Below are 12,794 nucleotides of genomic sequence, written 5' to 3'. Positions count from 1 at the left end.
GGCCCTTTGCGGTGGCCTATCCTACTGAGGGTAGCTGAACACCACCACTCGGAATGCGTATTTCGGGAAAATGTTGTGGTTATTACTACATTTTTCCTTGAGTGATGCCTTGAAAAAAGGTATTTGTAGCTTAACTTGATAAAAGAACAAACATCATGCCTTCGATAACCGTAGAACCCTGCACCTTTGCCCTGTTTGGCGCCTTGGGTGATCTGGCGCTGCGCAAGTTATTTCCTGCCCTCTATCAACTCGATGGCGCCGCGCTCCTGCACGACGATACGCGCATCCTGGCCCTGGCCCGTGAAGCCGGTTCCGAGCAGCAGCACCTGGCCCACATCGAAAAAGAATTGCGTAAATATGTCGGCAAGGAACTGGACGAGAGCATCGCCCAGCGTTTCCTGGCCCGCCTGACTTATGTCCACGTCGACTTCATGAAGGCCGACGACTACGTGGCCCTGGCTGAAATCGCCGGCACCGAGCAGCGCCTGATTGCCTATTTCGCCACCCCGGCAGCGGTGTATGGCGCGATCTGCGAGAACCTGTCCAAGGTCGGCCTGGCGGAAAACACCCGCGTGGTGCTGGAAAAGCCGATCGGGTCGGACCTGGAGTCTTCGCGCAAGGTCAACGATGCCGTGGCGCAGTTTTTCCCGGAAAACCGCACCTATCGCATCGACCATTACTTGGGCAAGGAAACCGTCCAGAACCTGATCGCCCTGCGTTTCGCCAACAGCCTGTTCGAAACCCAGTGGAACCAGAACTACATCTCCCACGTGGAAATCACCGTGGCCGAGCAGGTCGGTATCGAAGGCCGTTGGGGTTACTTCGACAAGGCCGGCCAGCTGCGTGACATGATCCAGAACCACTTGCTGCAGCTGCTGTGCCTGATCGCCATGGACCCGCCGGCCGACCTGTCTGCCGACAGTATCCGTGACGAGAAGGTCAAGGTGCTCAAGGCCCTGGCGCCGATCAGCCCGGATGGCCTGACGACCCAGGTGGTACGTGGCCAGTACATCGCCGGCTACAGCGCGGGCAAGGCAGTGCCGGGTTACCTGGAAGAAGAGAATTCCAACACCCAGAGCGACACCGAGACCTTCGTCGCCCTGCGTGCCGATATCCGCAACTGGCGTTGGGCCGGCGTGCCGTTCTACCTGCGCACCGGCAAACGCATGCCGCAGAAGCTGTCGCAGATCGTCATCCACTTCAAGGAACCGTCCCACTACATCTTCGCCCCCGAGCAGCGCCTGCAGATCAGCAACAAACTGATCATCCGCCTGCAGCCGGACGAAGGTATTTCCTTGCGTGTGATGACCAAGGAGCAGGGCCTGGACAAGGGCATGCAACTGCGCAGCGGCCCGCTGCAACTGAATTTTTCCGACACCTATCGCAGCGCCCGCATTCCGGATGCCTACGAGCGGTTGTTGCTGGAAGTGATGCGCGGCAATCAGAACCTGTTTGTTCGCAAAGATGAAATCGAAGCCGCGTGGAAGTGGTGTGACCAGTTGATCGCCGGGTGGAAAAAATCCGGCGATGCGCCCAAGCCGTACGCGGCCGGGTCCTGGGGGCCGATGAGCTCGATTGCACTGATCACGCGGGACGGGAGGTCGTGGTATGGCGATATCTGAATTGAAACTGCCTCAGGGCGTGACACCCCATGAGTTCCGCACCCCGGTGCTGCTGGCCGAAGGCCTGGCGCTGGACGTGGCCGAGCAACTGCGCGCGGCCATCAGTGCACGTGGCGCGGCGACCCTGGTGGTCTCCGGTGGCCGCAGCCCGGTGGCGTTTTTCCAGCACCTGGCCAAGCAGGGACTGGATTGGTCCAAGGTCACCATCACCCTCGCCGATGAGCGCTGGGTGCCGGTGGAGCACGCCGACAGCAATGCCGGCCTGTTGAAGCAGCACCTGCTGCAAGGCCCGGCGGCCAAGGCCAGGTTCCTCAGCCTGTACAGCGCCGCCGCCAACCTCGAAGACGCTGCCGAGCAGGCTGATCGCCTGCTGGCCGAATTGCCAGCGATTGATGTGCTGGTACTGGGCATGGGCGATGACGGCCACACCGCATCGCTGTTTCCCAACAGCCCGAACCTCAGCGAGGCCCTGCAGGCCAACGGTACCCGCCGTTGCTGGCCGATGCTTGCGCCGACCGTGCCACACCAGCGCCTGACCATGAGTCGCGCGTTGCTGGCCACGGCCCACTACACCGTACTGTCGATTTCCGGCAGTTCGAAATTGACCACCTTGAGCGCCGCGCTGGCCAGTGACGACGTTGCTGCCATGCCGATTCGCGCGTTTTTGCAACCTACATTAGAGATTTACTGGTGCCCATGAGCCAAGGATCAGCCGCTATGAAAAGCCCTCAACCGACCGTGTCCATGGCGGATAAAGTTGCCCTGATCGACAGTCTCTGCGCCAAGGCGCGGATCCTGCCGGTGATCACCATCGCCCGCGAACAGGACATCCTGCCGCTGGCCGATGCCCTGGCAGCCGGTGGTTTGACCGCATTGGAAGTGACCCTGCGTTCCGAGTTCGGCCTCAAGGCCATCCAGGTACTGCGCGAGCAACGTCCTGAATTGTGCACCGGTGCTGGCACCGTGCTCGACCGCCATATGCTCGAAGCGGCCGAAGTGGCTGGCTCGCAATTCATCGTCACGCCCGGCATCACCCGTGACCTGCTGGAAGCCTCGGTACACAGCCCGATCCCGCTGCTGCCGGGCATCAGCAATGCCTCCGGGATCATGGAAGGCTATGGCCTGGGCTATCGCCGCTTCAAGCTGTTCCCGGCCGAAGTGAGCGGCGGCGTGGCCGCCATCAAGGCCTTGGGCGGCCCGTTCGGCGAAGTGAAATTCTGCCCGACCGGCGGCGTCGGCCCGGCCAACATCAAAAACTACATGGCGTTGAAAAACGTGATGTGCGTGGGCGGTAGCTGGATGCTCGACCCGGAGTGGGTCAAGAACGGCGACTGGGCGCGTATCCAGGAAGTCACCGCGCAGGCGCTGGCGCTGCTGGATTGATCTGATTCATCGAATCGTTGTTGCTGTGCTTAACGGCATTTTTGCGGTGCACTTGGTCGGTGTACCGCTTTTTTTGCCTGCAGATTGGCTCCTACAGTGTGTCCAGCTCGGTAATGGCGTTGACCAGCACATTGATGTCCGCCGCCGACGTCACCAGCCCCGGCGTGACCCGGATGCAGGTACCAAACGCCGCGCCCGTGCGCGTGGTGGTAAACAGGCCGTAGTCCTGGAGCAATCGATCCGCCATCACCTGCTGGTCCCGCCCGACAAACTTGAAGGCCGTGATCCCGCAATACAGCCGTGGATCATCCGGTGTCAGCACCTCGATTCCCGGCAATGGCCGCACCTGGCTCACCCATAAATCCCGCAGGTAATTGACCCGCGCGCCCTTGGCCGCCGAGCCGCCGAGGGCCTGATGTTCCTGCAGCACCAGCGGCAGGGTCATCAGCGCCGGAAAGTTCGGCGTGCTGTAGGGCGTACGCGCGCGAATGTCGGTGGCGGGGTAGTGGAATTCACCCATGTCCGGGTCGATATCGGCCAGACGCTCGGGGGCGATGTAGAGGAAGCCCAGCGTCAGTGGCGCACCGATCCATTTATGCAGGTTGAAGCCGGCGAACTGGATGCCCAGTTGGGCGAGGTTGAACTCGATCTGGCCCAGGGCATGGGCGCCATCGAGGATCACATCGACCGCATGCTCGCGCGCCGCCTTGGCAATGGCTTCGACCGGCATCACCAGGCCGGTGCGGTGGGTGACGTGGGTGAGCGCCATCAGTTTGAGGCGCGGATACTGCTCGAACGCTTGGCGATACGTCTGCAGCAGACTGTCGAAACTGGCCGGATGGGTGTGGGAAAGCTCGATCACCTCCACGCCCCGGTAGCCGGCCAACCAGCGCATCGCGCCTTTGACCGTGTCGTACTCCAGGTCACTGATCAGGACCTGGTCGCCCGGTTGCAGGCGGTTGTAGTTGCGGATCAACGACTGCAAGGCTTCGGTGGCGTTGCGGGTGAAGGCGATTGCCTCCGGGGCGGCGTCGATCAACCCGGCCAGTTGGCGTCGGATTTCGTCGTTCTCACCGCGCTCGAAGCGTTGGCGCACATGCAGCGAATTGCTGCGATTGATAAACGCCACGTGCTCCAGGTACTGCCCCCGCACCTCGCGGCTCATGCGCCCGAAGTAGCCGTTTTCCAGGTTGATCGGACCGGGCTCCAGCTCGTAGCGCTGGGCGATAGTGTGCCAATGGTGTTCGTTGTCGGCATTCCTTGGCATGGCGAGGCTCTTAGTGGCGAGGGGCGGGTTTGCCGTGTTTGGCGCGCAGCGGTTCGAGCAATTCGGACAGGCCGTTGTGGTCGATTTCCTGCATCAAGGCCAGCAGCCCGCCCAGTTCGCCGTGGGGAAAGCCTTCACGGGCGAACCAATTCAGGTAGGGGCCTGGCAGGTCGGCGATGATCCGGCCCTTGTATTTGCCGAAGGGCATTTCGCGGGTGATCAGCAGTTCGAGTTTTTCGGGATTCATGGGATCGGCGCGGCGTAAGTCGAGACCTTGGAAAATACAGGCATTCTGCATGAAGGCCAAATGACAGATCATGCAAATAACGTACATACAGATGGTTCAATAATTTTCAACTTATTGAAAATAAAGGGAAAAGTTATTTTTCATAACCTGGCACGGGCGCTGCAATCATTTATGCAACCTTCTTAAACCCGCACAAGGAAATGGAAAATGACTGACATCAATAAAGAATCGATCTCCGTACTCAACGACCTGATCGAGACCAGCAAAGACGGCCAGAAAGGTTTCGCAACTTGTGCCGAAGACATCAAGCACCCAGAACTCAAAGCGCTGTTCGTCAAGCGCTCCGCTGATTGCGCTGCTGCTGCTGCAGAACTGCAGACTGCAGTGAAAGCTCTGGGCGGCGATCCGGAAAAATCCGGCAGCGTTGCCGGCGCCCTGCACCGTGGCTGGGTCGACGTGAAGTCGCTGGTCACCGGCAAAGACGAAGAAGCCGTGCTGAACGAAGCCGAGCGCGGTGAAGACCACGCACTGAAGGCTTACAAGGAAGCGATCGAGAAGATCAACAAGCACAACCTGCTGGGTATTCGTGACCTGGTAGAGCGTCAGTTCCACGGCGCACAGCGCAACCACGACCAGGTGAAAGCCCTGCGTAACCAGGCTCGCGCTCAGTCGTAAGCCCTGCGCTGTACAGGCTGTAAAAAAATGTGGGAGGGGGCTTTTGCCCCCTCCCACATTTGCATTGTGTCGACGTTGTAACGGCTATCAGCCAATGCTGATCGGCGGCAACTCGGTCAAGGTCACGACCTGCTGCTTGCGTGGCGCGAGGATCTCCGCCTCACCGTCCACCACCAACTCATCGCGCTGGTTGAACACACGGGTGGCGATGCGCACGCGAAACTTTGGCAGCTTCTCGAGAATTTCCAGACGCACGGTCAGGGTGTCGCCGATTTTCACCGGCTTCTGAAAGCTCATCTGCTGGCCGATGTAGATCGTGCCGGGCCCAGGCAGCTCGCAGGCGACCGCCGCACTGATCAGCGCGCCACTGAACATACCGTGGGCAATGCGCTCCTTGAACATGGTCGCCTTGGCGTACTCGGCATCCAGGTGCACCGGGTTGTGGTCGCCGGACATCGCGGCGAACAGCTGGATATCGCGCTCTTCGACGGTCTTGCTGTAGCTGGCGGTCTGGCCGACTTCGAGGGCTTCGTACGGAGTGTTGGTTACCTGGGTCATCTAAAGGTGCATCCTGTGGCTAATCGGTAATTTAACTTTCTGATTTTAAACGAAAAATTATTCGCAGCGGGTCGGTCGACGCAAGGTCAGGGCCTGGTCGAGCCACGTCAGCACATCCGCGGTGACTTGGTCGCGGTTGGTTTCGTTGAACACTTCGTGTCGCGCCTGCGGGTAAATGATCAGGTGCAGGTTCTGGCTGCCGGCCTCTCGCAGGGCTTGGGCCAGGCTGTTGAGACGCTTGCCCTCACTCACCGGATCACATTCGCCGCCGATCACCAGGATCGGCAGGCCCGGATCGATCTGCGCGAGATTGGACGCTTTGCTGATTTGCTGCAAGCCGCCGAGCAGGTCGATCCACAGCTGGTTGGTGCAGCGGAAGCCGCAAAGCGGGTCGTTGATGTAGAGGTCGACTTCAGCCGGGTCGCGGCTGAGCCAGTCAAATGCAGTGCGATTGGGTTTGAACGCCTTGTTGAACGATCCAAACGAGAGGAAATCGATCAGCGCACTGCGCCCGCGCAACCCCTGGCGCAGGCGTTCGATGCGGGCGATCACCCGGGCGGCGCGGTACAGCGCCACCGGTTGGAAATTTGAGCCGCTGAGAATCACCCCATTCAGGCTGGCGCTGTGATGCAGCAAGTAGGCCTGGGCGATGTAGCTGCCCATGCTGTGGCCCAGCAGGAGGATCGGCAGCCCCGGCTGCTGCTGGCCGATGTGCTGGTTGAGGCTGGCCAGGTCGCCGACCACTTTGTTCCAGCCATCGCGCTCGGCGAACAGCCCCAGGGTACCTTCGTCGGCGGTGCGGCCGTGGCCACGCTGGTCCAGCGCATACAGGCCGTAGCCGGCGGCGCACAAGGCTGCGGCCAGGCGCGCATAACGACCGCTGTGCTCGGCCATGCCATGGGACAGCATCACCAGGGCCTTGGGCGGGCCTTCGGGCATCCATTGATTGACGTACAGGCGGCTGCGGTCATTCGCGGTCAGCCAGAAGGTGCTGTGGTTCATGGCGATTCCTTTGCTCAGGGTCGTTGCAGTGTATAGCTCATCCTCGAGGTTGCGTCTGATCAGTGCAGGCCCTGGTAGGAAGATTCACGCAATTAATGACGCTCTTTCCCTTATTTGCCTGTTTAGCCATAGCTGCTAACGTCCCCAAAGCTCCGCTTTCTATCGCAACACGAAAGTGGCCGGACACACTCAGGTAAGAGGACAAGAATAATGCAACCTGATTTCTGGAATGACAAACGCGCGGCGGGCGTCCCCAATGACATCGACCTGACGGCCTACAAGTCGGTGATCGAAGTCTTCGAGCGTTCCTGCAAGGCCTTTGCCGACCGTCCGGCATTCAGCAACATGGGCATCACCCTGACCTACGCCGAGCTTGAGCGCCAGAGTGCGGCGTTCGCCGGCTACCTGCAACAGCACACCGATCTCAAGCCGGGCGAGCGCATCGCGGTACAGATGCCCAACGTGCTGCATTATCCGATTGCCGTGTTCGGGGCGTTGCGCGCCGGGCTGATCGTGGTCAACACCAACCCGCTGTACACCCCGCGCGAGATGCGCCACCAGTTCAAGGACGCCGGCGTGCGTGCGCTGGTCTACCTCAACCTGTTCGGTTCGCGCGTGCAGGAAGTGTGCAGCGACACCGAGATCGACTACCTGATCGAAGCCCGGATGGGCGACTTCATGCCCGCCGCCAAGGGCTGGCTGGTCAACACCGTGGTCGACAAGGTGAAGAAGATGGTCCCGGCCTACAGCCTGCCGCGCGCGGTGTCGTTCAAGCGCGCGTTGCGCCTGGGTGCCGGCCTGGGGGTGACCCGGCATCCGGTGACCCTCGATGACATCGCCGTGCTGCAGTACACCGGTGGCACCACCGGGTTGGCCAAGGGCGCGATGCTCACCCATGGCAACCTGGTGGCGAACATGCAGCAGGTGCGCGCCTGCATGTCGCAGACCGGCGAGGACGGCCATCCGCTGATCAAGGAAGGGCAGGAGGTGATGATCGCGCCGCTGCCGCTGTACCACATCTATGCCTTCACCGCGAATTGCATGTGCATGATGGTGTCCGGCAACCATAACGTGCTGATCACCAACCCGCGCGACATCGGCGGCTTTATCAAGGAACTGAAGAACTGGCGCTTTACCGGGCTGCTGGGGCTGAACACGCTGTTCGTGGCGTTGATGGACCACCCGGACTTCAAGAGCCTGGACTTTTCCCATCTCAAGCTCACCAACTCCGGCGGCACCGCACTGATCAAGGCGACGGCCGAGCGCTGGCAGCAGCTCACCGGTTGCGCGATCGGCGAAGGCTACGGACTCACGGAAACCTCACCGGTGGCCAGCACCAACCCGTATGGCAATAAATCCCGCCTGGGCACCGTGGGTATCCCGGTGCCGGCCACCGCAATGAAAGTAATCGATGACCAGGGCGTCGAATTGCCGCTGGGCGAGCGCGGCGAGCTGTGCATCAAGGGCCCGCAGGTGATGAAGGGCTATTGGCAGCAACCGGCCGCCACCGCCGAGGCGCTGGACGCCGAGGGTTGGCTCAAGACCGGCGACATTGCGGTGATCGATGACGACGGCTTTGTGCGCATTGTCGATCGCAAGAAAGACCTGATCATCGTCTCGGGTTTCAACGTGTACCCCAACGAGATCGAGGACGTGGTCATGGCCCACCCGGCGGTGGCCAACTGTGCCGTGATCGGCGTGCCGGACGAACGCACGGGCGAGGCGGTGAAGCTGTTCGTGGTGGCGCGTGCCGAAGGGGTGAGCCTTGAGGAGTTGAAGGCGTACTGCAAGACCAACTTCACCGGCTACAAGGTGCCCAAGCACATTGTGCTGCGGGAGTCGTTGCCGATGACGCCGGTGGGCAAGATCCTGCGGCGGGAGCTGCGCGACATCGCCTGACGATGAATTGAAATGCAATCAAAAATGTGGGAGCGGGCTTGCTCGCGAAAGCGGTGTAACAGTCGAAGTATCAGGTGACTGGAACACCGCTTTCGCGAGCAAGCCCGCTCCCACATTTGCAGTGTATTGGTCTGAAAGCCTTATTCCAGAGCCTTTGGTGCGGTGGTTTTAGCTTCGTTTAAACCGTGACCAATTATTGTAGGACAGTCGTGATTATGACCGCGGGGCCCTCTTTTGGCTCTAGGCGGCCCTTGGCAAAGCTGCTACTCTCGGCGCGCTTTGTGACGTCTAGGCCTGCTTGAAAGCGCCAGATTCACCTAAAAAAACATACACCAATAATAATCGCATCAAATGCGATGATGAATTCGCGTCGCTGAGGAGTGGGCTTCCATGAACGAAGACTTTTGGAAGGATAAGTACCCCGCCGGGATTGCTGCAGAAATCAATCCAGACGAGTATCCGAATATTCAGGCGGTATTGAAGCAGTCCTGCCAGCGCTTCGCCAACAAACCGGCTTTCAGCAACCTGGGCAAGACAATCACCTACGGTGAACTGTACGAATTGTCCGGCGCCTTCGCCGCGTACCTGCAACAGCATACCGACTTGAAGCCGGGCGATCGAATCGCCGTGCAACTGCCCAACGTCCTGCAATACCCGGTCGCCGTGTTCGGCGCCATCCGTGCTGGCCTGATCGTGGTCAACACCAACCCGCTGTACACCGCGCGGGAAATGGAACACCAATTCAACGACTCCGGCGCCAAGGCGCTGGTCTGCCTGGCCAACATGGCCCACCTGGCGGAAAAGGTCGTGCCCAAGACCGCCGTCAGGCATGTCATCGTCACTGAAGTCGCCGACCTGCTGCCGCCACTCAAGCGCCTGCTGATCAACAGCGTCATCAAGTACGTGAAGAAAATGGTCCCGGCGTATCACTTGCCCAAGGCGATCAAGTTCAACGACGTGCTGGCCAAGGGGCACGGCCAACCGGTCAGCGACGCCAGCCCGGACAGTGGCGATGTGGCCGTGCTGCAATACACCGGCGGCACCACCGGCGTGGCCAAGGGCGCGATGCTCACCCACCGCAACCTGGTGGCCAACATGCTGCAGTGCAAGGCCCTGATGGGCTCCAACCTCAATGAAGGTTGCGAGATCCTGATCACGCCGCTGCCGCTGTACCACATCTACGCGTTCACCTTTCATTGCATGGCGATGATGCTGATCGGCAACCACAACATCCTGATCAGCAACCCGCGCGACCTGCCGGCGATGGTCAAGGAACTGTCGAAGTGGAAGTTCAGCGGCTTTGTCGGCCTCAACACCCTGTTCGTGGCGCTGTGCAACAACGAGGCGTTCCGCAAGCTGGATTTCTCCGCGTTGAAAGTCACCCTGTCGGGCGGCATGGCCCTGCAACTGGCCGCTGCCGAGCGCTGGAAGGCCGTGACCGGCTGTGGCATCTGTGAAGGCTACGGCATGACCGAGACCAGCCCGGTGGCCACGGTGAACCCGATCCAGCATATCCAGATCGGCACCATCGGCATTCCGGTGCCGTCCACGGTGTGCAAGGTCATTGCCGATGACGGCACCGAGCTGGCGCTGGGCGAGACCGGTGAGCTGTGCGTCAAGGGCCCGCAAGTGATGAAAGGCTACTGGCAGCGCGAAGACGCCACTGCCGAGATGCTCGACAGCGAAGGCTGGCTGAAGACCGGTGACATCGCGATCATCCAGCCTGACGGCTATATGCGCATTGTCGACCGCAAGAAGGACATGATCCTGGTTTCCGGTTTCAACGTGTATCCCAACGAGCTGGAAGACGTGCTGGCAGGCCTGCCGGGCGTGCTGCAGTGCGCGGCCATCGGTGTGCCGGATGAAAAGTCCGGGGAGCACATCAAGCTCTTTATCGTGGTCAAGCCGGGCGCGACCCTGACCAAGGAGCAGGTGATGGAGCATATGCGCGCCAACGTCACCGGCTACAAAGTGCCCAAGGCCGTGGAATTCCGCGATGCACTGCCGACCACCAACGTGGGCAAGATCCTGCGCCGTGAGTTGCGTGATGAAGAGCTGAAAAAGCTAGGCCTGAAAAAGTAACCCTAAAAAACCCCGCGAATGCGGGGTTTTTTAATGCTTGCTTGTTAGCAGGGGTGAAATGCAATCCAAAGTGTGGGAGCGGGCTTGCTCGCGAATGCGGTGTATCAGCGACTTATCATGCGACTGACACTCTGCATTCGCGAGCAAGCCCGCTCCCACATTTTAAACCGCATTCCTACAGTGCGAACTGCGCAAAGCTGACGCCGGCCCCGGCTGGACGTACATCCTTGAGGAACGAATCCTTGTCCGCGCTCAGCTCCAGGGTGATCTCCGGCTTGCGCTTGCCGGCATTGCGCACCACCAGCCCTTCGAGTTTTTCACGCAGGAACACCGTCGGCACCTTCAGGTGCAGCAACTGGTCGGTGTCGGCGTTATGCATCAACAGGTGAATCCACTCGTACTGGCCCACGGCAATCCGACCCACTGGCAGGTCGAACCACCAGATGTTGCGTTTGCGGTCCAGGTCAGTGAAGTGGCAGTTGTTGACGCCGAGTACGGCACCGCCCAGTTCCTGGTTTCTGCGGGCGATGGCCTGTGCTTTATTGAGTTTCATAACCTTCCTACGAGATCTGTTATTCAGCGTTATAGCCTGAATGTGCCGCGCATTCTCATGGGTTGGCCGCAAAACATAAAGCCAAACCTGCGGCTGGCGATGAAATGCTCGCGCAAAAATAATTGAAACTCTGCCGAACCGCCTCGGGTCAATCTTTACGTAATGACCAAAACCCTTTGATTGTTCTTTCGGAGAAATACCATGGGCAGCACAGCGGATAAGGCAAAAGGTTTGAAAGACGAAGCCGTCGGCAACATCAAGCAAGGCGTCGGCAAAGTCACCGGCAACGACAAACTGCGCGCTGAAGGCGTGGTGCAGGAAAAGAAAGGCCAAGTCGAGAAAGCCGTAGGCGACACCAAGGACGCGGTCAAGAAAGCGACCAAGTAATACGGCGCTCGCGCAGTCTGACGGCCATCCACGGATGGCCGTTTTTATGTCACACCTCGTGATTAAAGTTTCGAAATTGTTTCGAGGTCGCCAAATAGGCTACCTTGATGTAGAAAACGGCCCCTGAGTCGCCCACGAACTCAACCTTTTGCGGCGAAAGGAGACGCTATGATTTTTCCGGTACTGCAAGGCCTCAAGCTTCATAAAGTGCTGGTGCGCACCGTCAAGGAATTCGTCGATGACGAGATGCCCACCTACGCCTCGGCACTGGCCTACCAGATGCTGTTTTCGTTGTTTCCCTTCCTGCTGTTCCTCATTGCCCTGATCGGTTTCCTGCACCTGCCGGACTTTTTCACCTGGCTGCGCATGCAGTCGGAGCTGGTGTTGCCGCCCCAGGCGCTGGAGCAGGTCAACCCGGTGATCGACCAGTTGCAGCAATCCAAGGGTGGCCTGCTCTCGGTGGGTATCGTGATTGCGCTGTGGACGGCTTCCGCCGGCGTGCGCCTGATGATGAGCGCGATGAATGCCGCCTACGACGTGGTCGAAGGTCGCCCGATCTGGAAGCGCTTCCCGCTGTCGATTTTCTACACCGTCGGCATTGCCGGCATGCTCCTGGCCGCCGCCGCGCTGATGGTGCTTGGCCCGCAGGTGATGGAGTGGCTGGCCGGGCAGATCGGCATGCAGGAATTCGTGGTCACCCTGTGGACCATCCTGCGCTGGCCGTTGATTGTGATCTTGCTGATGTTCGCCGTGGCTCTCATGTACTACGTGATGCCCGACGTCGAGCAGAAATTCCGCTTCATCACGCCTGGCTCGGTGCTGGCGGTGGTGGTGTGGATCGTCGCCTCACTGGGGTTTGGCTACTACGTCAAAACCTTCGCCGACTACAACGCCATGTATGGCAGCATCGGTGCGATCATTGTGCTGCTCCTGTACTTCTACATTTCGGCCGCCGTGCTGTTGCTGGGCGCGGAGATGAATGCGGTGATCGAGCACATGTCCGCCGAAGGCAAGGACCCAGGCGAAAAGGAGTTCGACGAAGCGGGCGCCACCGATGAAAAACAGCATGTCTCCGGCCTTGGCCGGGACCACTCCAAGCCCACTAACGACGAAGTCTGA

The 12,794-nt window shown here is 59.9% G+C and carries 13 protein-coding genes; 8 read left to right on the top strand and 5 right to left on the bottom strand.

The genetic code is table 11. The features are described from left to right. Positions 1-155 precede the first annotated feature (155 nt). The 3 genes from zwf to JFU04_RS23140 are packed head-to-tail and all read left to right on the top strand — an operon-like array spanning position 156 to position 3,005. Positions 156-1,622, top strand: a complete 1,467-nt coding sequence (gene zwf / locus JFU04_RS23150) for a glucose-6-phosphate dehydrogenase (protein ID WP_065909010.1) — start codon at positions 156-158, stop codon at positions 1,620-1,622. Further along, positions 1,609-2,322, top strand: coding sequence for a 6-phosphogluconolactonase (pgl, locus tag JFU04_RS23145; RefSeq protein ID WP_120449663.1), 714 nt, complete (start codon positions 1,609-1,611; stop codon positions 2,320-2,322). The genes zwf and pgl overlap by 14 nt, the downstream gene beginning before the upstream one ends. A gap of 17 nt (positions 2,323-2,339) precedes the next feature. Further along, on the top strand, positions 2,340-3,005 hold the full coding sequence (locus tag JFU04_RS23140; protein ID WP_026013852.1) for a bifunctional 4-hydroxy-2-oxoglutarate aldolase/2-dehydro-3-deoxy-phosphogluconate aldolase: 666 nt from the start codon (positions 2,340-2,342) through the stop codon (positions 3,003-3,005). 91 nt (positions 3,006-3,096) lie between these two features. Here JFU04_RS23140 and JFU04_RS23135 read toward each other — a convergent pair whose 3' ends face one another. Both JFU04_RS23135 and JFU04_RS23130 read right to left on the bottom strand, forming a co-directional pair. Next, complete coding sequence (locus JFU04_RS23135) at positions 3,097-4,272, bottom strand: aminotransferase class V-fold PLP-dependent enzyme (protein ID WP_065909013.1); 1,176 nt, start codon at positions 4,270-4,272, stop codon at positions 3,097-3,099. A gap of 10 nt (positions 4,273-4,282) precedes the next feature. Further along, positions 4,283-4,519, bottom strand: coding sequence for a DUF3820 family protein (locus JFU04_RS23130; RefSeq protein WP_003213031.1), 237 nt, complete (start codon positions 4,517-4,519; stop codon positions 4,283-4,285). 207 nt (positions 4,520-4,726) lie between these two features. Here JFU04_RS23130 and JFU04_RS23125 point away from each other — a divergent pair, with 207 nt between their 5' ends. Further along, complete coding sequence (locus JFU04_RS23125; RefSeq protein ID WP_065909014.1) at positions 4,727-5,194, top strand: ferritin-like domain-containing protein; 468 nt, start codon at positions 4,727-4,729, stop codon at positions 5,192-5,194. Between the two features lie 87 nt (positions 5,195-5,281). Here the strand turns inward: JFU04_RS23125 and JFU04_RS23120 are convergent, their stop codons facing one another. Continuing rightward, complete coding sequence (locus JFU04_RS23120) at positions 5,282-5,752, bottom strand: MaoC family dehydratase (RefSeq protein WP_003175719.1); 471 nt, start codon at positions 5,750-5,752, stop codon at positions 5,282-5,284. Positions 5,753-5,809: 57 nt separating this feature from the next. Next, positions 5,810-6,754, bottom strand: a complete 945-nt coding sequence (locus JFU04_RS23115) for an alpha/beta hydrolase (protein ID WP_120449659.1) — start codon at positions 6,752-6,754, stop codon at positions 5,810-5,812. Between the two features lie 210 nt (positions 6,755-6,964). Between JFU04_RS23115 and fadD2 the strand changes: the two genes are divergently transcribed. Then, on the top strand, positions 6,965-8,653 hold the full coding sequence (gene fadD2 / locus JFU04_RS23110; protein WP_065909020.1) for a long-chain-fatty-acid--CoA ligase FadD2: 1,689 nt from the start codon (positions 6,965-6,967) through the stop codon (positions 8,651-8,653). 390 nt (positions 8,654-9,043) lie between these two features. Beyond that, positions 9,044-10,735, top strand: a complete 1,692-nt coding sequence (gene fadD1, locus JFU04_RS23105; RefSeq protein WP_065909023.1) for a long-chain-fatty-acid--CoA ligase FadD1 — start codon at positions 9,044-9,046, stop codon at positions 10,733-10,735. Positions 10,736-10,910: 175 nt separating this feature from the next. Here fadD1 and JFU04_RS23100 read toward each other — a convergent pair whose 3' ends face one another. Next, positions 10,911-11,288 (bottom strand): hypothetical protein, encoded by a 378-nt coding sequence (locus tag JFU04_RS23100; RefSeq protein WP_003193739.1) that lies wholly within the window; start codon positions 11,286-11,288, stop codon positions 10,911-10,913. A 201-nt stretch (positions 11,289-11,489) separates the two neighbouring features. Between JFU04_RS23100 and JFU04_RS23095 the strand changes: the two genes are divergently transcribed. Together JFU04_RS23095 and JFU04_RS23090 are read left to right on the top strand one after the other, a co-directional pair. Continuing rightward, complete coding sequence (locus JFU04_RS23095; RefSeq protein WP_016973106.1) at positions 11,490-11,675, top strand: CsbD family protein; 186 nt, start codon at positions 11,490-11,492, stop codon at positions 11,673-11,675. 168 nt (positions 11,676-11,843) lie between these two features. Continuing rightward, entirely contained in the window at positions 11,844-12,794 is a 951-nt protein-coding gene (locus JFU04_RS23090) for a YihY/virulence factor BrkB family protein (protein WP_065909026.1), read from the top strand.

This window comes from Pseudomonas sp. TH21, assembly GCF_016651025.1.
In the GTDB taxonomy this organism is placed as follows: Bacteria; Pseudomonadota; Gammaproteobacteria; order Pseudomonadales; family Pseudomonadaceae; genus Aquipseudomonas; species Aquipseudomonas aylmerensis.
Note: the sequence above shows the minus strand (reverse complement) of the source record. Positions and strands in the feature narration are given on the sequence as shown.

What these genes read in the sequence shown, in the direction of transcription:
- JFU04_RS23120 (WP_003175719.1), bottom strand. Translation starts at nt 5,752, where the DNA reads ATGACCCAGGTAACCAACACTCCGTACGAAGCCCTCGAAGTCGGCCAG.
- JFU04_RS23115 (WP_120449659.1), bottom strand. Translation starts at nt 6,754, where the DNA reads ATGAACCACAGCACCTTCTGGCTGACCGCGAATGACCGCAGCCGCCTG.
- JFU04_RS23135 (WP_065909013.1), bottom strand. Translation starts at nt 4,272, where the DNA reads ATGCCAAGGAATGCCGACAACGAACACCATTGGCACACTATCGCCCAG.
- fadD2 (WP_065909020.1), top strand. Translation starts at nt 6,965, where the DNA reads ATGCAACCTGATTTCTGGAATGACAAACGCGCGGCGGGCGTCCCCAAT.
- JFU04_RS23090 (WP_065909026.1), top strand. Translation starts at nt 11,844, where the DNA reads ATGATTTTTCCGGTACTGCAAGGCCTCAAGCTTCATAAAGTGCTGGTG.
- zwf (WP_065909010.1), top strand. Translation starts at nt 156, where the DNA reads ATGCCTTCGATAACCGTAGAACCCTGCACCTTTGCCCTGTTTGGCGCC.
- JFU04_RS23140 (WP_026013852.1), top strand. Translation starts at nt 2,340, where the DNA reads ATGAAAAGCCCTCAACCGACCGTGTCCATGGCGGATAAAGTTGCCCTG.
- JFU04_RS23130 (WP_003213031.1), bottom strand. Translation starts at nt 4,519, where the DNA reads ATGAATCCCGAAAAACTCGAACTGCTGATCACCCGCGAAATGCCCTTC.
- JFU04_RS23100 (WP_003193739.1), bottom strand. Translation starts at nt 11,288, where the DNA reads ATGAAACTCAATAAAGCACAGGCCATCGCCCGCAGAAACCAGGAACTG.
- JFU04_RS23125 (WP_065909014.1), top strand. Translation starts at nt 4,727, where the DNA reads ATGACTGACATCAATAAAGAATCGATCTCCGTACTCAACGACCTGATC.
- fadD1 (WP_065909023.1), top strand. Translation starts at nt 9,044, where the DNA reads ATGAACGAAGACTTTTGGAAGGATAAGTACCCCGCCGGGATTGCTGCA.
- pgl (WP_120449663.1), top strand. Translation starts at nt 1,609, where the DNA reads ATGGCGATATCTGAATTGAAACTGCCTCAGGGCGTGACACCCCATGAG.
- JFU04_RS23095 (WP_016973106.1), top strand. Translation starts at nt 11,490, where the DNA reads ATGGGCAGCACAGCGGATAAGGCAAAAGGTTTGAAAGACGAAGCCGTC.